The following is a 22,039-nucleotide window of genomic DNA, read 5'->3' as shown; positions in this document are numbered from 1 at the left end:
CGAGGCTGCGGCGGATCAACGGGGATGAGCGGGGCCGACGGGAGACCACTTGCCCGTCGGGAGCCCGGGAGAGCGTCCGGACGCAGGGCGGAGGGGGGCATCGACGCGGGGTGGGGGGTGGACGGACCGCGTACGACCGCGTCGCCTCAGCCGGTCGCGTCCGCCAGTGCCAGCTCGTGCAGGCGGTCCGGTGGGCCCGGGCGGGCATAGTACCAGCCCTGAGCGGTGTCGCAGCCCAGCAGGCGCAGCTGTTCGGCCTGGGCGGCGGTCTCCACGCCCTCGACGGTGACCGCGAGGTCCAGGCTGTGGGCGAGGGCGACGATCCCTTCGACGATCTTGAGGTCGACCGGGTCGGCCGGGAAGTGCTGCATGCCCTGGGTGAAGGACCGGTCCAGCTTCAGGGCACGCACCGGCAGCCGGCGCAGGTTGGCCAGGTTGGAGTAACCGGTGCCGAAGTCGTCCAGGGCGATGTCCACGCCCATCTCGGCCAGCCGGCGCAGTGGTTTGAGCAGATCGTCGTCCGCGCCGATCAGCGCCGATTCGGTCACCTCCAGGCACAGCGCGTCGGGTGCCACGCCGGTGCGCTCCAGGATCTCCACGGTGTCCTGGACGAGGCCTGGATGATGGAGCTGGCAGGGCGAGAGGTTGACGTTGATGCGCAGCGGGCCCTCGGACCCGTCACCGTGCGACTCCCGCCATTCGCGGGCCTGGCGCACGGACTGCTCCATGACCCAGCGGCCCAGCGGGACGATCAGCCCGGTGTGCTCGGCCAGCGGGATGAACCGGTCGGGGCCGAGGACGCCGTGCTGCGGGTGCAGCCAGCGCACCAGCGCCTCGGCGCCCCGCACGCTGCTGTCGCCGAGGTGCACCAGCGGCTGGTACTCGATGAAGAACTCGCCCCGCTCCAGGGCGGTCGGCAGCGCGGTGGTCAGCCCGTGCCGGGTGATGGCGCGGGCGTCGGCCTCCGGGTCGGCGAGCTCGAACCGGTTGCCGCCGGCCGACTTGGCCCGGTACATGGTGATGTCGGCGCTGCGCAGCACCTCCGCCGCGCTGCGCTCCCCCACCGGTCCCTCGACCACGCCGATGCTGCCGCGCACGGTCAGCTCCCGTCCCTCGATGCGGATCGGGGCGAGAAGCGCGTTCATGATGCGGGCGGCGAGCTCGTCGACCTCGCGCTGGGAGCCGGGCCCGGTGGTCAGCGCGACGAACTCGTCGCCGCCGAGCCGGGCGACCATCTCGCCGGGCGCGGTCGCGCAGGCCTGCAGCCGGTCGGCGACCTCGACGAGCAGCCGGTCGCCGGCCGCGTGCCCGAGGCTGTCGTTGATGGTCTTGAAGCCGTCGAGGTCGAGGTAGCACAAACCGAAGCGCCGGCCCTCGCCCGCGCCCAGCGTCTTCTCCAGGCGTTCGAAGAACAGAGTGCGGTTGGGCAGGCCGGTGAGCGCGTCGTGCGTGGCCTCGTAGCGCAGCCGCAGGTTGAGCAGCCGCCGCTCGGTGGTGTCCTCCATGAGGGCCAGCTGGTACTGGGGGTTGCCGTCGGCGTCGCGGAGCAGGGAGACCGTCAGATTGGTCCACAGGACCGTTCCGTCAGGGCGGTAGAAGGCCTTCTCCACGTGGTAGTGCTCGCGCTCGCCGCCCACCAGCTCCTCGTAGAGCCGCCAGACCTGGGGGGCGTCCTCGGCGTGCGTCCAGTCCCGCACGTTGCGCCCGCGCATGCTCCGCTCGGAGCCGCCGAACATGCGTGCCAGCGCGCCGTTGACCTGCAGGACGTTGCCGTCCAGGTCGGCTATGCCGATGCCTATGGCCGCGCCTTCGAACACCGCCCTGAAGCGGGCCTCGCTCGCGTGCAGCGCCTGCGCGACCACGCCCTGGGCACGCAGCGCGGCCTGCGCGATGGCCTCCTGCTCGGCCAGTGTGCGCTCGCGCAGCGCCCGCGCGAACCCGGCGGCCATCGCGTGCTGAAGCCGCGCGGAGCGGGCCCGCAGCTCCTCCTGGTCGCCGTCCTCGCCGCAGTAGAGCACGAGGTAGGCGTCGACGCAGTCCAGGGAGCGGCTGAGCGCCTCGGGCGCGGTGCAGTGCGCGTCCACCAGTCCGGCGCCGACCGCCTCACCCGCGTCCGCGTCGAACGCCCTGGCCCGCAGCGCACTGCTCAACCGGGCCGCGAGCGGCAGGAGTCGCTCCTCGAACTCCGGGCGGGTCAGCGACGTGGAGGTGACCGGGAAGACCGCCCGGCTCCAGATCGTCGTCAGCCGGCGCAGTCTGCCCTCCGGCCCGTCCGGTTCCGCGGTCACGCCGTACGTCCCACGCCGGCGAAACCGGAGAAGGCATAAGGATCTTCGTCCTCCGGTGCGGTTTCCGGCCGCCAGAGCGGCATGGGCACCAGTCCGGGCTCCACCATGTCGTACCCCTCGAAGAACCGCGCGATCTCCTCGCGCGAGCGCATGATCAGCGGGTTGCGAATGTCCTTGTACACGTCGACCGCGCCCTCGGACCGCGCCTGCGCCAGCGGGATTCCCTCGTACGAGGCATGCGTGAGGACGAGCAGGCTGCCCGGCGCCAGCGCATCGCGCAACTCGGCCACCGCGGCGTAGGGGTCGTCCGCGTCTTCCACGAAGTGCAGTATGGCAACGAGAAGCAGCGCCACTGGCCGATTCCGGTCCATCAGTCGCTCCACACCGGAACTCGTCAGGATCTCCTGGGGCTTGCGCAGGTCGGCCGCGACCACCTCCGTGCCGGCGTTGCCCGCGAGGACCGCCTGGCTGTGGGTGACCGCCACCGGGTCGTGGTCGACGTACACCACGCGGGCGCCCGGGTGGGCGGCCTGGGCGACCTCGTGGACGTTGCCGAAGGTGGGGATGCCGGAGCCTATGTCCAGGAACTGGGTGATGCCCTGATCCAGGGCGAAGCGCACGGCGCGGCGCATGAACGCCCGGTTCGCCTGCATGATCTTGGGCAGCCCCGGCATGAACTCCATGGCCCTGCGGGCGGCTTCCCGGTCGACCTCGAAGTTGTGCGATCCGCCCAGGTAGTAGTCGTAGATACGAGCGACGCTCGGCACCGAGATGTCGATACTCCGTGGGGCCCAAGCAGGACGCTCCATCTTCTCTCTCCCAGGCGTAGGCGATCCAGTGTTCGAGCTGAGGCTACTGATCGCCCGCCAAAGGGGCGAGCGGAAACGGAAATTGACCATCCGTTCCCGGTCACCACCTGCGGCGCTCGCCTGTCCCGTGCGCCCGCATCACGGTGGATTGCGCCGGTGTGCGGGCACGGCGAACCGCCCCCTCCGTGCGGTGCGGAGGGGGCGGTCCGGTCTGTTGTGCGCCGTCGTGTTCGTCCGGCACTCTCGCTTTTCGCTTCGTCCCTCCCTTCCGCGTCCCGACACCGCTGGGCGGGGTGATCGACCCTGGGGAGGTGATCTCTACTTCGGCGCGCCGACCGGCTTTCCCTCAGGGGAGACGGCGTACCACGTGCCGCCGACGCCCTGACCGTTGATGTCCCCGGGCACCTTGTCCCCGGAGAAGGTGTAGATCGGCCAGCAGTTCACGGTCATCTGCTTGACGCCGTCCGGCCGGGTGAAGCCCATCAGGCCCTTCTTCTGGACGCCCTTGGTTTCGTTCGCGGGGACGGGGGCCACGGCCGGCCACTTCTCCAGGCACGCGCCGGTGCAGGCCGACACGGACTTCGGCCACGCCTTGTCCTTCAGGAAGCGGTAGACGGTCATGCCGTTCTTGTCGACGACGATGTCGCCGAGTTCGGTCTTCTTCACCGACAGACCCGGCAGGCTCGCCAGCGACGCCTTCTTGCCGTTGGGCGCCATGGCGTACCACTTGCCGCCCACGCCCTGGCCGGTGACGTCACCGGCCTTGGTGTCCTTCGCATAGCGGTACGCCGGCCAGCCGGCGACCGTCAGCTGCTTGGTCCCGTCGGAGCGGGTGACCTCACCCAGCAGGGCCTTGTCGATACCGGCGCCGGCCGTGGCGTCGTCCGCGGGAACGGGCGGCCAGGCCTTGGCGCAGTCGCCGTCGCAGTTGGACTTGGGAGGCTCGGCGGTGTCCTGGTCGAAGCGGTACAGGGTCATCCCGGCACTGTCGGTCAGCACCTTGCCGAGTTCCGGGTTGCTGGAAACGGCGAGTTGGCCGGCGGTCTTCGACGCACCGGCGGAGCCCTGCTGGCCGTCGGCGCCATAGCCGTTGCCGGCGCCCGTACCGGTCTGGGTGCCCGTTCCGGCACCGGCGCCGGTGCCACCGAACCCGCCGGCCGGGGCGGTCGCACCCACGTTCTGGCTGCCCGCCGCGGGGGTGCCTTCCTGACCGCACGCCGTCGTCAACGCCAGTACGGCCGCGGCCGTCGCCACGAGTGAGACGCTCCGCCAGGAGGTGTTCATTGTCAACTCCACATAATCCCAAGGGTGTTGCAGCGCCCTGCTGCGCCGCCGCACAACACTGGGTACGCACGGGAGTGGCGGTTGTGTTCAACCTCCGCGCGAATTTCTTTCCGGAACCCGCGACAGGTTCCGGCCGGCCGTACGCGTGTGCCCATCCGCGGCTCCGGGGGGACCCGCCGGTCAAACCGCCGTGGGCCTCCTGCTCCTTCCTTCGGGGCATTCCCCGGGCGCGGCGGCGTACCGCGGCCCGGCAGAGCTCATGATCTCGGTCGTGCAACGACCCGAACCGACCCGATTCGCCCTGGTGCTGAGGGTGTTGGCGCCGGTGACCCTGGCCTGGACGTGCGTGGGCGCACCGGCCGCACCGGCCGCGGCCGACGCCTGCGCATACGCCTCCACGGGGCCGGACGCAATGGTGGCCGTGTCGGTGGCCGGCGGCTCGTGGCCCTCGCTGCCGCCGCCGTGCCGGCGACCCACGCCCCCGCCACCCCCACCGACCCCCACGCCCACGCCCACCCCCACTCCGCCACCACCTCCGCCCCCGCCCCCGCCTCCGCCGGAACCGGCCCCCGAGCCGACCCCGCCGCCCAGGCCGAGGCCCGTGCCTGCGCCGCCGCCACGGCCGGCCCCCGCGACTCCGCCGCCCCGCCCGGCTCCCCCACCGCCCCCGCCCCGAAGCCCCGCCCCCGCTCTCGAACCGGCCCCGAAGCCCCGCCCCCGTCCCTCGGTGTCGCCGGTGACGTACCCGAGGTACCACCCGCAGCCGCACCGGCGGCCACCGCGACACGGCCCGTCGCCGCTCACCTACGTCCTGCTGATCGCGGTGCCCGCACTGGCCGCCGTCGCCGCGCTCCGTCCGCGCTGATCCGCCACCCCACCGCCCCCTTGGAGGAACCCGTTGTCGGAATGGCTTGTTCTCGTCCTCGCGATGCTGGCCGCGTGCGCCGTGGTCGTCGTCATCACCCTCCTGCGGCACCGCACGGCGGCCGAGGACGACGACCCCAGTGAGACCCCGGACGTCATCGAGTACATGACGATGTGGATCGGCGTGGTGTACGCCATCGTGCTGGGCCTGGCCATCGCCGGGGTCTGGGAGGCGCGTGTCGCCGCCCAGGACCACGTCCAGGCGGAGGCCCAGGCGCTGCACGAGATCTCCGAGCGGGTCCGGGTCTACCCGCCGGACGTCCGGGACCGCATTCGCTCCGATGTCAACGCCTATGCCGGACACGTCGTCACCACCGAGTGGAAGGCGATGACCGCCCACGGCCGGGTCACCGGGCGGGGCGACCAGCTGCTCGACCGCGTCCGCGCGGACGTCACCGACTACCGGCCGAAGTCGGACTTCGAGGCGCAGGCCTACCAGCCGCTGGTGGACCAGGTCGCCGCCGCCGCCCAGGCCCGCTCCGCGCGGGCCCACTCCACCGGGGCGACGATGCCGGCAGTGGTGTGGTTCGGGCTGATCTCGGGGGCCGTCGTCACCATCGGCATGGTGTTCGCGCTGCAGATCCGGCGTACGCCGAGGGAGCTGGTCCTCGCCGGGCTGTTCTCCGCGCTGATCGCCTTCCTGCTCTTCCTGATCTGGGACTTCGACGCGCCCTACAGCCGGGGGGTGTCGGCGTCGGCCGGACCCTTCCTGGACCTGCTCCCGCACCTGACGGGCCGAGGGGGTGGCTGACGGTTCCTCACCGCCGAACGGCCTGCGGGGTCTGACAGCCCTTCACCCCGGCGGGCCGTCCCGGTCCCCCGGCCGCACGAACGCCGTCCCCTGTGCGGCCCACGCGGTTGCCCCGTTCGCCCGAGTGCGATCGCGCCGGAGTGCGCTTGTTCCTAGCGTTTTGATCATCGAGGTGCATTTCCGGCACAAGCGGAAAAGGTCCGCAGCTGCTCCTCGGGGACCCGGAGGATTCATCATGCGCGCAATACGCGTCGTTTCGGCCGCACTGCTGGGCGTCAGCGCCCTCACCTTCTCCGCACCCGTCGCCTTCGCCGGCGTCGGTGCCAGCCACTCCTCCTACGGCGGCGGCAGCGACGGCCACTCCTCGTACGGCGGCGGAGGCGGCAGCGGCCGCTCCGACGACGGTGACAGCGACGAGGAGAGCCACGGCGGCGGAGGCGGCGGGAGCCGTCACTCCTACGGCGGTGGTGACGACGAAGGCCGCGGCGGAGGCAAGTCGGAGCACTTCCAGCACGGTGTCCGCGCGGGCGAGGGCGGCACCATCGCCGGCTTCGACCTCAAGGAGATCGGCATGGGCACCGCGCTGATCGCGGGCTCGCTCGGCGCGGCGTACTACCTCTCGCGCCGCCGCACCGGCGAGGAGGGCGTCGCCTGACCGTCTTTCGGTCATCACCACAGGCCTTCGCCCCGGACCCTTCGAGGTCCGGGGCGAAGGCCTGTCGACGTGCGTGGGAGAAAGGAGATCCGGCCTCCCCGGAGGGAGACCGGATCGCAGGCGCAGGGGCGGGACTGTGCAGTGGCGCGCCTCAGAGGCGCTTGTGCGTCCGGCGGCGCATCCAGAACACGCCTCCCCCGACGACGCCCGTGGCCATCAGCCCGCCGCCGATGGCCATGTCGGTCGGGGTGGCGCCGGTCGTGGTGCCGCCGCCCAGCCCGCCCTGCACGCCGCCGATGACGGTGAAGGCCGCCGGGCGGACCAGAGGCCGGCCGTTGCAGACGACCCGGATCGTGTACGTACCCGGGCGGGCGTCCGGATGGATCGTCGCGCTTCCCCGGGCCGTCTCCCCGGCCTGGTTGACCGGCCGCAGTGGGGTCTTCGGAAAGACGCTCGAGTCCATGGTGCTGCCGTCGCGGCAGCCTTCGACCGTCACTGACAGCTGACCGCCGCGGGTGATGACGCTGGGCCTGACGACGATGCTGGGGGCAGGGCCCGAACCGGAGCGGGAGCCTTCGCGCGGACCACCGAACCCGAGGTCGCTGTCCTGACGGTCCCCGGTGGCACCCGGCAACTGCTCGTCGAAACCGCCGCCCCGAGCGCCTTCGACGCCCGAGTACGGCTCGGTTCCGGAGACGTTGCCGCCGCTCGAGGACTGCCCCTCCAATTCCCTTCCGACTCCGTTGCCCGTGCCGTTTCCGGTCCCCGGATCGAATCCGCCCTGCTGATCAGCGCCGGGACCACCGGCGCCCGGACCGCCGGCGCCCGGAGCTACGTCCGATGAGGCGCCCGGGGAGCCGCTGCCCTTCGCGACGGCCGCCGGGGCGGCGAGCCCGACCGCGGCGACAGCTGCGAGCAGGACCGCCGAGGGGGTGCGAGCAGTACGCATGTGATCCTCCGCGGAAGGCGCCCCGGGACCCGTACCCGGACGATCGGCGAGAAAGCACCTCCCAGAAATACCCTCAGATGCCTTGTACGCGGGCGCATTTCGGCGCTGGTCCGTACTGGTGAGCCGACACACGACGGTATTCACCCCTTCGGAAAACGCCGCAGGTCACGGACCGTCAGATGATCTCGGTCCGGACGACCCGGATGGCGCACCGTCAGCTGCCGCTCGCCCGGGCTCCACCCGTTCGCTGCTGCCCCGTCGCCGGTTGCGCACGCGAGACTTAGCGTTCTCTTATGCGCGAATGACGGGGCGACGGCCACGTCGAGAGGGGATGGCGAATGTATGTGCGCGAGCTGCCCAGAATGGCCGCAGAGGAGGAGCGGGAGCCGCGGAAGAAGCGTGCCCCGTGGGGTGTGATAGCGCTTCTTCTGCTCACCGGGCTCGCCCTCATCCGCAATGGTTCGGGAGAATTCGACATCGGTCCGCCGCAGCCGGCGACGGCGGCCGCGCCGGACAGCAGCCGGGCGCCGACCCCCTCCGCCGGGGCCCAGGAGCCGTTGCCACGCTCGATGCCGGACCGGGTCAGGATCCCCGTGATCCAGGTCGACGCGCCCGTCACACCGGTCGGCGTGGACCCGGACGGCTGGGTCGCCGCGCCGCCGCCGGAGGACCCGAATCTGGCCGGCTGGTTCAGCGGCGCCGTCACGCCGGGAGAAAGGGGGACCGCGGTCGTCGTCGGCCATGTGGACAACAAGGCGGGTCCGGCGGTCTTCTACGGACTCGGCGCCCTGAAGAAGGGGAATCACATCGAGATCCGCCGCCAGGACGGGAAGACGGCTGTTTTCGAGACCTACGGCGTGGAGGTCTTCCAGAAGAACAACTTCCCCGGCGACCGGGTCTACGGCTCGAAGGGCACACCGGAACTCAGGGTCATCACCTGCGGTGGCGGTTACACCAAGCAGACCGGATACCAGGGAAATGTCGTCGTCTTCGCCCGCCTGGTCGAGGTCCGTTGAGTCCTTCCGGGCCCCCCTTCCCCGGCCGGGCGGGCGAGGGCCCGGTCAGATGTACGTCCGGCGCGGCACGGTGAGGCGGTAGCCCTCATCCAGCAGCCACGGCAGATACCTGCTCAGCGCCTGGACGGTCTGCGAGCGGTCGCCCCCGGCGTCGTGGGAGAGCACCACGACGCCGGGAGCGGCACCGTGCTCGACGTGGTGGACGATGCTGTCGGTACCGGGGGTGGTCCAGTCGAAGCTGTCGACCGTCCAGGCCAGCGGTTCCATGCCCATCTCGGCGTTCATCTGGAAGGTCGCCCGGTTCCAGGCGCCGTAGGGGGCGCGGAACCACAGAGGCGCCTCACCGTAGGCCTTCTCGATCACCTCGCTGGTGCGTTCGATCTCGGAGCGGATCTCCGAGCGGCTGAGCTGGGTGAGCAGCGGATGGGTCCAGGTGTGGTTGCCGACGACGTGTCCCTCGTCGGCCATCCGGGCCAGCAGGTCGCGGTTCCACTCGGCCATCTCCCCGCACACGAAGAAGGTCGCCCGGACGTCGTACCTGGCCAGGGTGTCCAGGATGTGCGGGGTGTACACGGGGTGGGGGCCGTCGTCGAAGGTGAGCAGCATGGTGTTGCCGCGGCCGGACATGTGCAGGATCGGCGCGTGCCGCACCCTGGTCGGCAGGGGCCGGGCGGGCAGGGCGGCTTCGCCGGTCAGGGGCCGCAGGCGGTAGGCGGAGGGCTTCAGGGCGCTGCGCGCCGCCGGGCCCGCGGCGGGGGCGGCGGGCCTCGCCGGAGTGTCGGAGGAGCCGGAGAGCAGCAGTCCTGCCGTGCCTGCCGCCCCCGCCGCCCCGAGAGCGGCGACCCCGGCGAGCAGCGCCCGGCGCCGCGTGAGCAACTGATCCTTTTGCATGACTCATCAGTTGACCGGCTCACCACCGCGGCACCGGTACGGCGGCACGAAAGCACCCGCCCGGCCCAGCGCGGCACACCTCGCGACACTCGGTCCGGCAGGGCGTTCAGCGGGGGCGGACCAGCGGGAAGGGGAGCGTCTCCCGGATGGTGAGACCGGTGAGGAACATGATCAGGCGGTCCACGCCGATACCGAGGCCACCGGTGGGGGGCATCGCATACTCGAGGGCGCCGAGGAAGTCCTCGTCCAGTTCCATCGCCTCCGGGTCTCCGCCGGCGGCGAGCAGGGACTGGGCGGTGAGGCGGCGGCGCTGTTCGACGGGGTCGGTCAGTTCGGAGTAGGCGGTGCCGAGTTCGGTGCCGAAGGCGACGAGGTCCCAGCGCTCGGCGAGCCGCGGGTCGCTGCGGTGCTGCCGGGTGAGCGGGGAGACGTCGGTCGGGAAGTCCTTGTAGAAGGTGGGCAGCTCCGTCCGTTCCTCCACCAGCCGTTCGTACATCTCCAGCACGACCTCGCCGGGACTGTCGTCCGCGGTGTACGGCACGCCGGCACGGTCGCAGAGCCGGTGCAGCGCGGCCAGGTCCGTGCCGGAGCCGATCTCCTCGCCGAGCGCCTCGGAGATCGCGCCGTGCACCGACTTGACCGGCCAGGGGCCGGAGATGTCGTACTCGGTGCCGTCCTTGCGGGCCACCGGGCGGCCGAAGGCGGCGGTCGCGGCGCCCTGGATCAGTTCGCGGGTGAGGTCGAGCATCACGTCGTAGTCGGCGTAGGCCTGGTAGGCCTCCAGCATCGTGAACTCGGGGTTGTGCTTGTAGGAGATGCCCTCGTTGCGGAAGGTGCGGCCCATCTCGAAGACCTTCTCGAGCCCGCCGACGCACAGCCGCTTCAGGTACAGCTCGGGGGCGATGCGCAGATACATGTCGAGGTCGTAGGCGTTGATGTGGGTGGTGAAGGGGCGGGCGTTGGCGCCACCGTGGACCCGTTGCAGCATCGGGGTCTCCACCTCGAGGAAGCCGCGGTCCAGCAGGCCCTGGCGCAGTGCCTGCACGGCGGTGGAGCGGGCCCGGACCACGTCGCGGGCTGCTGGGCTCGCCACCAGGTCGAGGTAGCGCATGCGTACCTTGGCCTCGGGATCGGCCAGGCCCCGGCGCTTGTCGGGCAGCGGGCGCAGGCACTTGGCGAGCAGCTGCCAGGAGGTGACGAAGACGGTCGGCTCGCCCTTGTCGCTGACGCCCGAGCGGCCGGTGGCGGTGATGTGGTCGCCGATGTCGGTGTCCGCGGTGAAGCGGTCCAGGGCGGGCCGGCCGGTCTCGTCGCGGGTGAGGGCGAGTTGGCGCTCGCCGGACCAGTCGCGCAGGACGGCGAAGACGACGCCGCCGAAGTCGCGCACCAGCATGATCCGGCCGGCGACCGTGACCTGCTCGCCCTCGCGGACCTCGGCCAGGGTGCGGGTGCGGGCCGGGACGCCCACCGGGTAGGGGTCGGTGCCGGCCGCGCGCAGCCGCTCGAGCCGGGCGTGCCGGATGCGGACCTGTTCGGGCAGCCCGGCGAGCGGGTCGGCCGCGGCGGCCCGCTCCCGCTCGTCGAGGCCGAGCGCGGTCAGCGAGGGCAGGCCCTCGGTGGTGGCGGGCCGCGGTCCGGAGCGGGAGTGACCCTTGCCCCACAGCTTGCGCAGCGAGGGCACGGAGACGAAGCCCTCCGCGATCGCGGAGGCGAGGCCGATCCGGGCCAGGGAGGCGGTCTCGCGATAGCAGATGAAGCGCGGGTACCACTCGGGGTGGTACTTGGCGTTGGAGCGGTAGAGGGCCTCCAGCTGCCACCAGCGGGAGAAGAACAGCAGCATCCGGCGCCACAGGCGCAGCACCGGGCCCGCGCCGATGCGGGCGCCCTCCTCGAACACCGAGCGGAAGACGGCGAAGTTCAGCGAGATGCGGTGCACGCCCAGTTTCGGGGCGGCCGCGCACAGTTCGGCAGCCATGAACTCCATGACGCCGTTGGGTGCGGCGCGGTCCCGGCGCATCAGGTCCAGGGAGATGCCGTCACGGCCCCAGGGCACGAAGGAGAGCAGGGCGAGCAGCCGGCCGTCGGCAGCGAGGGCCTCGGCGAGGAGGCAGTCGCCGTCGGCCGGGTCACCGAGCCGGTCCAGCGCCATGGAGAAGCCGCGCTCGGTCTCGGTGTCGCGCCAGGCGTCGGCCTTGTCGATCACCTCCTCCATTTCCTCGTCGGTGAGGGTGGCATGGCGGCGGACGCGGCAGGTGGCGCCGGTGCGGCGCACGCGGTGCACGGCCTGCCGCGTCACGCGCATGTCCCGGCCGTCGAGGTCGAAGTCGGCGACGTGCACGATCGCCTCGTCGCCGAGCTGGAGAGCGCCGAGCCCGGAGCGGACGTAGGCCCTGGCGCCCTCCTCGGAGGCGCCCATCACGGCGGGCGTCCAGGCGTAGCGGCGGGCCGCGCTCAGCCAGGCGGCGATCGCGTGCGGCCAGGCCTCGCGGTCGCCGATGGGGTCGCCGCTGGCCAGGCACACGCCCGCCTCGACGCGGTAGGTGACGGCGGCCTTGCCGCTGGGTGAGAAGACGACGGCCTTGTCGCGGCGGGTGGCGAAGTAGCCGAGGGAGTCGTCCTCGCCGTAGGCCTTGAGCAGGGCGCGGATACGCGGTTCCTCGTCGCCGTGCAGGGCCGCCTCCAGGCGCTGGGAGCGGAAGAGCGTGGCCGCGGCGCTGAGCAGGGCGAGCGCGCCGAACAGGCCGAGCAGGAAGGTCACGAAGCGCGGCGTGCGGCCGTCGAAGTCGCGGGCGGAGACGAGTCCGCCCAGCACCCGGTTGGCGGACCACGCCAGGTGCAGGTCCGGCGGGAGGGTGCCGGGGAAGAGGGCGACCAGCCCCCAGCCGACCAGGATCGCCACGGCGAGCCCGGCGGCGAGCACCGCGAGGGCCCGCCACACGGCCCCGCGCCGGGAGGCGGCGTAGAACTCCCCGCGGGCCACGACCAGCAGCAGCAGCGCGAGGCCGCACAGGACGAAGGAGGGGAGCGACCCTGTGTAGTGGCCGAGCGCCAGGCCGAGGCCGTCGCTCAGGATGACCAGGCCCAGGTAGACGACGACCAGCCACCAGGCGACCTTCTTGCGGGCGGCGGTCGCGCCGGCGAGGAGGAAGAGGAAGACGGCGTAGGCGAGGTTGGCGCTGACGGGGACGAGGAACAGGTCGAGGAGGTGGACGACCGGGCGGAGCAGCACGCGCAGCGGGGCGATGAGATCCAGCAGCACGCAGAGCAGGCCGAGGGCGCCGAAGAAGGTGGCGAAGCCCTCGGGCACACGGCCGAGGAAGCCGCTCCTGGGCGGCTCGGCGGATTCCGCGGCGCCCCTGGGCGGGGCGGCACCGGCGGTGGTGGTCATGACCTTGGCAGGGTGGCACTCATGGTTCCGACTGTAGGAACACCGCGCCGGTGGCGCCCGTCGGGAGGTCCCCACGAGGCGGCGCGGGCCGGGCATTCCGATAGCCTCGCAGACGTGACGGAACAGCACGGGCAGCACGAGCGGCACGAGCGGCACGAGTACGGGTTCGAGCGGGGCACGGACGGGCCGAAGGTGATCGTCGCCGGGGTGGACGGCTCCGACTCCTCGATGCGGGCCGCGGCCTATGCTGCCGGCCTCGCCCGCCGGCAGGGCGCGCTGCTCGCCCTCGTGTACGTGCAGCCGGTGATGACGGCCGGTGCCGCGCTGGGGGCGCCGGTGGCCGGGACGACGGATGAGATCGCCGAGGACCTGGTGCAGCAGATCCGGGAGGCGACCGAGCGGCTCAGGGGGATATACGAGGTCCGCTGGGAGTTCCACACCTTTCCCGGCGACCCGTACAACGGCCTGATGAAGGCCGCCGACGAGCTGACGGCGGACGCCGTGGTGGTGGGCGCCTCCGAGCAGGCCGGGCACCGGATCATCGGCTCGGTCGCCATCCGCCTGGTCAAGGCGGGGCGGTGGCCGGTGACGGTGGTGCCGTAGCGCCCGTGGGCGCGGGGCCGTAGCGCCCGTGGGCGCGGGGCCGTAGGCCACTGCGGCGTGCCTGTCTCCCGCGGCCGTCCCCCCGTGCGTGGCGTCTTCCGTACCCGTCGGCCCTGAGCCATCATGATCCGCCATCAGCCGTTTGCCGTCGGCGAAGAGGTGAGGCGCATGGCCGGGCTCCGGATGGGTGAGGGCATTCTCCGTCGCAAACCCATCGAACACATCGAAGAGACGGAAGTCGGCGAGGGCCCACAGCTCGAACGCTCGCTGGGGCTGGGGCAGCTGACCGCGATCGGTGTGGGCGGCATCATCGGCGCGGGTATCTTCACCCTCGCCGGTACGGTGGCCAACGGCACGGCGGGCCCGGCGGTGCTCGTCTCCTTCCTGATCGCCGGTATCGCGAGCGCGGCGGCCGCGCTGTCGTACGCCGAGTTCGCCGGCCTGATCCCCAAGGCGGGCTCCGCCTACACCTACGGCTACGCGGTGCTCGGCGAGTTCGCCGGCTGGTTCATCGGCTGGGACCTGCTCCTGGAGTACACGGCGATCGTGGCGGTCGTCGCGATCGGTATCTCCGGCTACTTCAGCTTCCTGGTCGAGGACATGGGCGCGAAGCTGCCGGCGTGGATGCTGGGCGCGCCCGGCACCGGCGCGGGGCACCGGGTGGATCTGTTCGCGGCGGTCCTTTGCCTTCTCATCGCCTGGCTGCTGACCCTGGGCATCCGCAACGCGGCCCGCTTCGAGACCTTCGTGGTGGTGGTGAAGGTCCTGGTGGTGCTGCTGGTGATCGGGGTGGGTGTCTTCCACATCAGCACCGCGAACTACCACCCGTTCTTCCCCTACGGCGTCGGTGGGGCGTTCACGGGCGCGGCGACCGTGTTCTTCGCGGTCTTCGGCTACGACGCGATGTCGACGGCGGCCGAGGAGTCGAAGGACGCCCAGCGGCACATGCCGAAGGCGATCATCTACTCGCTGGCGATCGCGATGGTGCTGTACGTGGCGGCCTGTCTGGTCCTGACCGGTATGCAGAACTACAAGGACATCGACAAGGAGAGCGGGTTCTCGACGGCGTTCAAGTCGGTGGGGCTGAACCGGCTCGCGGACGTGATCGCGGTGGGCGCGATCATCGGCATCCTCACCGTGATGTTCACGTTCATGCTGGGCGTGACCCGGGTGTGGTTCGCCATGTCCCGGGACGGGCTGCTGCCGAGGTGGTTCGCGAAGACGCACCCCACGCGGCACGTGCCGACCCGGGTGACCTGGATCGTCGGGGTCGCGTCGGCGCTCATCGCCGGGTTCCTGCCGATCGCCGAGGCGGCCGAACTGACCAACATCGGCATCCTGCTGGCGTTCGTGGTGGTGTGCACGGCGGTGATCGTGCTGCGCTACCGGCAGCCGGACCTGCCGCGCGGTTTCCGCACGCCCTGGATGCCGTTCGTGCCGGCGCTGGGGATCGTCTTCTCGATCTGGCTGATCACGTTCCTGCAGTGGCAGACCTGGGTGCGGTTCGCCGTGTGGTTCGTGATCGGGTGCGTGATCTACTTCCTTTACTCGTACAAGCGGTCGGTGCTGGCCGGGCGACAGGCGACAGCGCCCTAGGTGTATTGATCACGGACACCCGGGCGCTCCAGCGGGCCGGAAGGGCGCGGAGGAGGTCCGCACCCGCCCGGACGGCGGGGTGCGGGTGGCGTCGGCGGAGAAGCGGTGTCCCCGGTCACTGTCCCATCATCAGCCCGTCCTTCCCCGCGCCCCGGCTGAACACCACTCTCTGGATGCGGTCGCGCACGGCCTGCAGGTCGGCGCCCTTGGCGATGGCCTCGTTGAGGTTCACCACCCGGCCGGCGTCGGGATCGAAGGCCTCGGGGACGAACTCGGCCCGGGCCACCTCCCAGCGCCCGCCCGGCCGCGCGGGCGGGGCGAAGGTGAACCGGGCGAGGGTGCTCTGGTTGCCGCGCGGGTCCTGCAGGCCGCGGTCGCCGGCCGGCTGGCCCGCGATCTGGGCGCCCATGCCGTAGACCACCCAGGTGCCGTTGACCTTCTCGTAGGCCTGCGGGATGTGCGCGTGGGTGCCGAGGATCAGGTCGATGTCGGGGCGGCCTCCGGTGCGCGAGGCGGTCAGCCGCCGGGCCAGAGCCAGCTGCTGCTCGCCGGGCGCGTCCTGCCACTCGCTGCCCCAGTGCAGGGAGACGACCACCACGTCGGCGCCCGCCTGCCGGGCCGCCCGGGCGTCGGCGAGGATCCGGTCGTCGTCGATGAGGCGGACCGCCCACGGCTGCCCGCTCGGGAGCGGCCCGTTCGAGCCGTAGGTGTAGGCGAGGTGGGCGACCAGCGCCCCGCCGGCGCGCACCAGGGTGCCGCGGGCCTCGGCCGCGGCGCGTGCCGTTCCGGCGTGCTGCACCCCGGCGCGGTCCAGGGCGTCCAGGGCGTTGCGCAGGCCCTCGGGGCCGCTGTCCAGGGCATGCTCGGAAGCGGTCGAGCAGCTGTCGTAGCCGGTCGTCGCGAGGGCCTGGGCCAGCTCGGGCGGCGCCTTGAAACGGGACACGTCCGTGTGCGCGCCGGTCGCTCCGAAGCCGGTGTCCAGGTGACACAGCGCCAGGTCGGCGCGGGAGACGAGGGGCCGCACGCCGGCGAGCATCGGGCGGAAGTCGACTCCGGCGCCGCCGGAGTCGAAGCGGGCGCGGTCGACGATCGAGCCGTCGGGCAGGATGTCGCCGGAGGCGACGAGGGTGAAGGCGTTGGGGGCCGCCGGCCGGACCGAGGGCCCCGGGTGTGCGGACGCGGCGTGCGGCTGCTCCCGGTGGTGGGCCTGGCAGGCGGCGCCCGCCGAGAGGAGGGCCGTCATGAGCAGGGCCACCTGCCGTCTGCGTGCGATCATCGGTTCACCCCACTGCGAGCACGGGAAACAGGGTCGTCATATGGACATACAAATGGGTACGATTCTGACCGCCGCCGCAAACGGTATCGACCCTCCCGTACGCCCGATGGGTGTGTGGCAAGCGTCCTGACGGACCGTTCGCCGAACCGTTCGCCGACGCGATCGACCGTCCGCCGCACGGTCGTGCGCGCGCCCTGTCCCCGTCCACCGCCCTGCGCTGCCATACGGCCATGACGGCCGGAACCACCCTCCCGCGCGGGACGACGACCGCCGCACGGACGACTGCCGCACGGACGACTGCGCCCTGCACGGCCACTGCCCGCACGACCGCCACACGGACGACTGCGCCCTGCACGGCCACTGCCCGCACGACCGCCACACGGACGACCGCCACACGGACGACCGCCGCACGGACGACCGCCGAACACGAACTCGCCGAACTGCAGCGCGAGCACGGCCGGCCGCTGTTCGCCCTGCTCCTGCGGCTGTGCGACGGCGACCGGCAGCGCGCCGAGGATCTGCTCCAGGAGACGCTCGTGCGTGCCTGGCAGCACCCCGAGGCGCTGCGCGCCGACGCCTTCGACTCCGTGCGGCCCTGGCTGCTGACCGTCGCGCGCCGGCTCGCCATCGACGCGCGCCGGGCCCGGCAGGCCAGGCCGCCGGAGGTCGGGGACGCGGTGCTGGAGAACGCCCGGGTGATCGCCGACCACGCCGAACGCTCCGCCGCGACGCTCGATGTGCGCCGCGCTGTGAAGACACTCACTCCGCAGCACCGTGAAGTCCTGGTGCTGGTGTACTTCCAGGGGGCGAGTGTGGCGGAGGCCGCCGAAACCCTGGGGATTCCGCCCGGTACCGTGAAGTCCCGCGCGTACTACGCGCTGCGCGCCCTGCGCCGGGTGCTTCCGGGATACGCGACCGACCTGCGGTGAAACCGACTGCCGAGTCAAACCTCCGTAAAGCGCCTTGCTGTGGACCACCGTTGAGTAATCGGCTGTCCTCATCCGTGTTCCGGATGGGCTCTGTCCCAGGAGCCGGGGTCGGGCGACGCGCACGCACCGGAGGAAGGCAGGAAGGGATGCTGCACAGAGGTCAAGAGAGCACGGACGGCAACGGCGGCGGTGAACTGGCCGTCCCCATGGCCTGGTTGTACGCCGAGTACATCGCCGACGAGCTGCTGCGGACCGGCGATCTGATGCCGCCGACGTCCTTCGAGTTCCGCGCCGGGCGGGACGCGCTGGCGCTGACCATCTTCCTGTCCGACACCGGCGGCGAGCTCTCCGGCATCCGGGTGGTCTCCCAGCTGGAGACCTGGCTGTCGCTGACCGCCTACGACCAGCCGTGGCAGGACTGGGTGTGCGAGCGGATGGCCGACCTCACGGCCCAGGTGCACGCCTTGGGTGTGCCCTCGCCGGACCTGGCGCTGGCCGAGGTGGCCTGGCGGTGGCTGGAGGAGACCGAGCTGCTCGCACCCGACCTGGACGCGGTGCCGGGCGGCGTGGGCGGACTCGGCGAGGACGAGGGGCCGAAGGTGTGGACACCGGCCTGGCAGCTCGGACTGCCCCTCGGACATCTGGCCATCCATCTTTTCTAGTTTTCTGGATTCCGACCAATCCACGGGCCCGGCCGCTCCGAACCCCTTGATTACGATTCTGTACGTGGCTTGAGTGATTCGGCTGTCTGGTGCGTACGGGTGGGAGCAAGGAGTAACCCCACCCACACCCCACGGTCACGAGGATTCGGCATGAGGTCCCTGGAACGGCATCGCGACGTCGGCGCCTACGCGCTCGGCGTGCTGGACGAGGCGGACGCCTTCCGCTTCGAGGACCACCTCATGGAGTGTCCTCGGTGCGCGGCACAGGTCACCGAGTTCGGGCCCCCCGCACGGCAGCTGATGCTGTACCGGCGCGCCACGCCGCGCTTCGTGCACCCCATGACCCAGCCCGGCCCCCGGCTGCTGGACCGGCTGGTCGGCGACGTGGCCCGGCGCCACCGGGCCGGCCGCCGGCGGCTGCTGTACGGCCTGGCCGCCTCCGTGGCGCTGGCCGTGGGCGGACCGGCCGTCGCCGCCATGGCCGGGCACGGGGACGCCGGGCCCCTGCACGTCGCGGCGACCGACGCCAAGACGGGCGTGTGGGCCGAGGTCAGAGCGGCGGACGCGGACTGGGGCAGCTCGGTCGAGCTTCGGGTCAAGGACGGAGCCGGTCCCCGTTCCTGCCGGCTGGTCGTGATCGGCCGTGACGGCTCCGAGCAGACCGTGACCAGCTGGGCCGTGCCCGCCCACAACGCCGACGCCAACACGATGGCCGGCGGCGCGGCGATGCATCCCGGCCAGATCGCCCGCTTCGAGGTGCGCACGGCGGACGGGCAACCGCTGGTGAAGCTCGATCCCTCCTGACCACCCCGCCGGCCCGGCAAAAGCGCGCGCCACGTGCGCCAGGCTACTTGAGCAGCCGGGACAGTCTGCGGTCCGCGAGCGGCTTGCCGCCCGTCTGGCAGGTCGGGCAGTACTGCAGCGAGGAGTCGCTGAAGGAGACCTCGCGGACGGTGTCGCCGCACACCGGGCAGGGCTCGCCGGTGCGGCCATGCACCCGCAGACCGCTCTTCTTCTCCGCCTTCAGCCGGCCGGCCGCGACGCCCCGGGACCGCTCGACCGCCTCCGTCAGGGTACTGCGCAGCGCCTCGTACAGTCTTCCGGTCTCCTCCGGTGTCAGGGAGGCGGCCAGCTTGAACGGCGACATCCGCGCCGCGTGCAGGATCTCGTCGCTGTAGGCGTTGCCCACCCCCGCGATCAGGCTCTGGTCGCGCAGCGCGCCCTTGATCTGCCGCCGTTCCCCCGCGAGCAGCCGGGCGAAGCGGGCCGCGTCGAAGTCCTCGGACAGCGGGTCGGGGCCGAGGCGGGCCACCCCCGGCACCTCCTGCGGATCCCGTACGACGTACACCGCGAGCCGTTTCTGGGTGCCGGCCTCGGTGAGGTCGAAGCCCGCGCCGGTCTCCAGGGCGGCGCGCAGGGCGAGCGGGCCCTTGCCCGGGCGCGGCGGGCCGTCGGGCAGCCGGTCCTTCCACTGCAGCCAGCCCGCGCGGGCCAGATGCGTCACCAGGTGCAGACCGGCGTCGGTGTTCAGGTCGAGGAACTTGCCGTGCCGCCGCACTTCGGTGACCCGGTGGCCCTCGAGGGCGGTGACGGGAGGGTCGTACGTCTTCAGGACACTGATCGCGACGGGCAGCACGCGGACGATCTCGTGGCCGACCAGGTTGTCGGTCAGGAAGTCCCTGAGCGCTTCGACCTCGGGCAGTTCCGGCATAGCCCCAGGGTGCCACCCGGGACCGACGGCGCCACACGGTGCGCTGAACCGCTCGCCCGCTCCCGCGGCTGTTCAGTCCCGCTCCGGGACCACGAACTCGCACCACATGCACTTGCCGCCGCCGCGTGCCTCCACGCCCCACACATCGGTGAGCCGGTCGACCAGCAGCAGGCCCCGCCCGGAGACGCCCTGCTCCCCCGGCTCGCGGCGGCGCGGCAGGGCGCTGGAGGAGTCCTCCACCTCGACCCGCAGCCGCCGGTCGGTGCCGTTGAGGACCCGCAGGGTGACGATCGCGGCGCCCTCGGTGTGCATCAGGGCATTGGTGATCAGTTCGTCGGCCACGAGTTCGATCTCGTCGGAGCGCTCCCGGGCCCCCCAGGAGCGGACCGCGCTGCGGATCAGGTGGCGGGCCCGGGTCAGGGCCTCGGGGTCGCCGGGGGCCACGTGCTGCTGGAGCCGGCCGGCGGGCTGCCGCTCGGCGAGGGCCCGGCGGCGCAGGACCAGCAGGGCCACGTCGTCGTCGCCGCCGCGTGCATCGGCCATGTCTATGAGCCGGTCGGCGAGGGCCCGAACGTCCTCCGGTCCGGCGGCGATGGACGCGGCCAGGGCCCGCATGCCGTCGTCGAGGTCGGCACCGGGCTGCTCGACCAGGCCGTCGGTGCACAGCACCAGCGACTGCCCGGGGTCGAGCTCCATGGCGCACACCGGGTACTCCAGGCTACCGAACTCGGCGGACAGCCCGAGCGGCAGGCCGCCGTCCACGGCGACCCGGCGGCAGCTTCCGTCGCCCAGCCGTATCAGCGGATCGATGTGCCCGGCCCGCACCACCTGGACGACGCCGGTGGACAGGTCGGCCTCCGCGTACAGGCAGGTGGCGAAGCGGTCGGTGTCGAGTTCGTGCAGGAAGACCGAGGCGCGGGCCATCACGGTGGCCGGGGTGTGGCCCTCGGCGGCGTAGGCGCGCAGCACGATGCGCAGCTGACCCATGACGGCGGCGGCGTGCGTGTCGTGGCCCTGGACGTCACCGATCACGGCGCCGACCCGGCCGCCGGGCAGCGGGATCAGGTCGTACCAGTCCCCGCCGATGTCCCGGCCGAGCGAGCCCCCGGCGTAGCCGGAGCGGTAGCGCACGGCCACGTCGGCCCCCGGCACGCTGGGGATGGTGCGCGGCAGCATGGCCTGCTGCAGGCTCTGGGCGAGGTCCTTGTCCTGCTCGTAGAGCATGGCCCGCTGCAGGCTCTGCGCGATGCTGCTGCCGAGGGCGACGAGGACGTTGCGCTCCTCCTGGGAGAAGCCGTGCCGCCCGCTGTAGAGCAGGCCCATGCCGCCGATCGGCCGAGCCTGGGCGATCAGCGGCAGATAGGCGGCCGAGGTGATGTTCAGGTCGGTGATGTGCGGCCACAGGATGGGGTAGCGGGCGGCGAAGTCCTCGGGTGACTCGATGAAGCGCGGGCTGAGGGTCCGCACCGCCTCGCTCATGGGGTACGGCTCGTCGATCCGGGTGACGCGGGTGCCGGGCACTGAGCTGCCCTCGGGGCCCTCGGCGACGAGCCGGATGCGGCCGGCCTCGACCAGGCCCAGGACCAGGCTGGTGGAGCCGAGGAGGGCGAGGCCGGGGGTGTCCTTGACGACGTCGATGACGTCCTGGACGGTGTGCGCGTGGGCGAGCGCGGCCGTGGCGACCTGGACGACGTTGGTCTGCTGGCGCCGGGCGGCGTCCAGGGCGGACCGCTCCTGACGGCCGGCGTTGTCGTTGAGCTCCTCGGTGGCGTCCCGGATGATCCCGATGATCCGGCGGGGGCGGCCGGTCTCGTCCCGGCGGATGTAGCCCTGGGTGTACGCCCAGCGCAGGGAGCCGTCCCGGCGGCGCAGGCGGATGTAGGTGCCGTAGTTCTCACGGCCGTCCTTCATGGCGCGGGCCACCAGGGCGTCCAGGCGATTGCCCTCGCCCCCGGCGACTCTCGGGGCCAGGCTCTCGGGGTGGCCGTCGTACTCCTCGGGGGTGACGTCGAAGATCTCGTGCGCCTGGGCGTCCATGCTGAACAGACCGGTGTCCAGATCCCAGTCGAAGCTGCCCATGTGGTTGAGCGCCAGGATCGGATCCGGGTGGGCGGGCCAGTCGTCCGGGAGTGACAGGGCGCGCGCTCCCCGTTCAGCCATGGAGCCACCTTGCCAGGATTTGCCTGATTCTTCGAGCCGGGGTGGGGTAGCCGGACCGTCACCATTGTCCGCCGCGCCCACCGAGGTGACGCAAGCCGAACGGGCCCGCACGCCCGCCGCGGCCGGCGTCACAATGGAGGAGAGGAG

Annotated in this window: 18 protein-coding genes; 9 read left to right on the top strand and 9 right to left on the bottom strand. The window is 72.2% G+C overall.

The features are described from left to right. Positions 1-146: 146 nt before the first annotated feature. From ACH4UM_RS13330 to ACH4UM_RS13320, 3 genes are all read right to left on the bottom strand, one after another. On the bottom strand, positions 147-2,288 hold the full coding sequence (locus ACH4UM_RS13330; protein WP_398177284.1) for a putative bifunctional diguanylate cyclase/phosphodiesterase: 2,142 nt from the start codon (positions 2,286-2,288) through the stop codon (positions 147-149). After that, a complete protein-coding gene (locus ACH4UM_RS13325; protein ID WP_398177281.1) occupies positions 2,285-3,097 on the bottom strand; it encodes an SAM-dependent methyltransferase in 813 nt (270 codons plus the stop codon). The genes ACH4UM_RS13330 and ACH4UM_RS13325 overlap by 4 nt, the downstream gene beginning before the upstream one ends. A gap of 318 nt (positions 3,098-3,415) precedes the next feature. Next, positions 3,416-4,381, bottom strand: a complete 966-nt coding sequence (locus tag ACH4UM_RS13320; RefSeq protein ID WP_398177278.1) for an SCO0930 family lipoprotein — start codon at positions 4,379-4,381, stop codon at positions 3,416-3,418. A 736-nt stretch (positions 4,382-5,117) separates the two neighbouring features. Between ACH4UM_RS13320 and ACH4UM_RS13315 the strand changes: the two genes are divergently transcribed. The 3 genes from ACH4UM_RS13315 (at position 5,118) to ACH4UM_RS13305 (ending at position 6,711) form a co-directional block, all read left to right on the top strand. Then, complete coding sequence (locus ACH4UM_RS13315) at positions 5,118-5,246, top strand: hypothetical protein (protein ID WP_398177275.1); 129 nt, start codon at positions 5,118-5,120, stop codon at positions 5,244-5,246. 33 nt (positions 5,247-5,279) lie between these two features. Then, positions 5,280-6,056 (top strand): hypothetical protein, encoded by a 777-nt coding sequence (locus ACH4UM_RS13310; RefSeq protein WP_398177272.1) that lies wholly within the window; start codon positions 5,280-5,282, stop codon positions 6,054-6,056. Positions 6,057-6,291: 235 nt separating this feature from the next. Next, positions 6,292-6,711, top strand: a complete 420-nt coding sequence (locus ACH4UM_RS13305) for a hypothetical protein (RefSeq protein WP_398177269.1) — start codon at positions 6,292-6,294, stop codon at positions 6,709-6,711. A gap of 151 nt (positions 6,712-6,862) precedes the next feature. Here ACH4UM_RS13305 and ACH4UM_RS13300 read toward each other — a convergent pair whose 3' ends face one another. After that, on the bottom strand, positions 6,863-7,660 hold the full coding sequence (locus tag ACH4UM_RS13300) for a hypothetical protein (RefSeq protein WP_398177266.1): 798 nt from the start codon (positions 7,658-7,660) through the stop codon (positions 6,863-6,865). A 338-nt stretch (positions 7,661-7,998) separates the two neighbouring features. Between ACH4UM_RS13300 and ACH4UM_RS13295 the strand changes: the two genes are divergently transcribed. Next, the gene (locus ACH4UM_RS13295; protein WP_398177264.1) at positions 7,999-8,676 is read left to right on the top strand and encodes a class F sortase; all 678 of its coding nucleotides are present in this window, start codon (positions 7,999-8,001) and stop codon (positions 8,674-8,676) included. A 45-nt stretch (positions 8,677-8,721) separates the two neighbouring features. On the opposite strand, the gene ACH4UM_RS13290 is transcribed toward ACH4UM_RS13295, so the two are convergent. Further along, positions 8,722-9,567: a polysaccharide deacetylase family protein gene (locus ACH4UM_RS13290; RefSeq protein ID WP_398177261.1), complete on the bottom strand. Its 846-nt coding sequence runs from the start codon at positions 9,565-9,567 to the stop codon at positions 8,722-8,724. 106 nt (positions 9,568-9,673) lie between these two features. Further along, on the bottom strand, positions 9,674-12,955 hold the full coding sequence (lysX, locus tag ACH4UM_RS13285) for a bifunctional lysylphosphatidylglycerol synthetase/lysine--tRNA ligase LysX (RefSeq protein WP_398177258.1): 3,282 nt from the start codon (positions 12,953-12,955) through the stop codon (positions 9,674-9,676). Positions 12,956-13,069: 114 nt separating this feature from the next. Here lysX and ACH4UM_RS13280 point away from each other — a divergent pair, with 114 nt between their 5' ends. Together ACH4UM_RS13280 and ACH4UM_RS13275 are read left to right on the top strand one after the other, a co-directional pair. Further along, positions 13,070-13,558, top strand: a complete 489-nt coding sequence (locus ACH4UM_RS13280) for a universal stress protein (protein ID WP_398177255.1) — start codon at positions 13,070-13,072, stop codon at positions 13,556-13,558. 168 nt (positions 13,559-13,726) lie between these two features. Then, entirely contained in the window at positions 13,727-15,154 is a 1,428-nt protein-coding gene (locus ACH4UM_RS13275; RefSeq protein WP_398177252.1) for an amino acid permease, read from the top strand. 115 nt (positions 15,155-15,269) lie between these two features. Here ACH4UM_RS13275 and ACH4UM_RS13270 read toward each other — a convergent pair whose 3' ends face one another. Continuing rightward, positions 15,270-16,430: a CapA family protein gene (locus ACH4UM_RS13270; protein ID WP_398177249.1), complete on the bottom strand. Its 1,161-nt coding sequence runs from the start codon at positions 16,428-16,430 to the stop codon at positions 15,270-15,272. A gap of 230 nt (positions 16,431-16,660) precedes the next feature. On the opposite strand from ACH4UM_RS13270, the gene ACH4UM_RS13265 reads away from it, so the two are divergent. From ACH4UM_RS13265 to ACH4UM_RS13255, 3 genes are all read left to right on the top strand, one after another. Further along, positions 16,661-17,359: a sigma-70 family RNA polymerase sigma factor gene (locus ACH4UM_RS13265; protein WP_398177246.1), complete on the top strand. Its 699-nt coding sequence runs from the start codon at positions 16,661-16,663 to the stop codon at positions 17,357-17,359. Between the two features lie 146 nt (positions 17,360-17,505). Beyond that, positions 17,506-18,021 carry a hypothetical protein gene (locus tag ACH4UM_RS13260; protein ID WP_398177244.1) on the top strand — a complete coding sequence of 172 codons (516 nt, stop codon included), beginning with the start codon at positions 17,506-17,508 and terminating at the stop codon, positions 18,019-18,021. Between the two features lie 150 nt (positions 18,022-18,171). Then, the gene (locus ACH4UM_RS13255; protein ID WP_398177241.1) at positions 18,172-18,825 is read left to right on the top strand and encodes a zf-HC2 domain-containing protein; all 654 of its coding nucleotides are present in this window, start codon (positions 18,172-18,174) and stop codon (positions 18,823-18,825) included. A 43-nt stretch (positions 18,826-18,868) separates the two neighbouring features. On the opposite strand, the gene ACH4UM_RS13250 is transcribed toward ACH4UM_RS13255, so the two are convergent. Beyond that, positions 18,869-19,732 carry an Fpg/Nei family DNA glycosylase gene (locus ACH4UM_RS13250; protein WP_398177238.1) on the bottom strand — a complete coding sequence of 288 codons (864 nt, stop codon included), beginning with the start codon at positions 19,730-19,732 and terminating at the stop codon, positions 18,869-18,871. A 72-nt stretch (positions 19,733-19,804) separates the two neighbouring features. Beyond that, positions 19,805-21,892, bottom strand: coding sequence for a SpoIIE family protein phosphatase (locus tag ACH4UM_RS13245; protein WP_398177235.1), 2,088 nt, complete (start codon positions 21,890-21,892; stop codon positions 19,805-19,807). Positions 21,893-22,039: the final 147 nt, after the last annotated feature.

The sequence above is a fragment of the Streptomyces sp. NPDC020801 genome, assembly GCF_044334385.1.
Classification (GTDB): domain Bacteria; phylum Actinomycetota; class Actinomycetes; order Streptomycetales; family Streptomycetaceae; genus Streptomyces.
The sequence above is the reverse complement of the archived record's forward strand: the minus strand, read 5'-3'. Positions and strand labels throughout refer to the sequence as shown.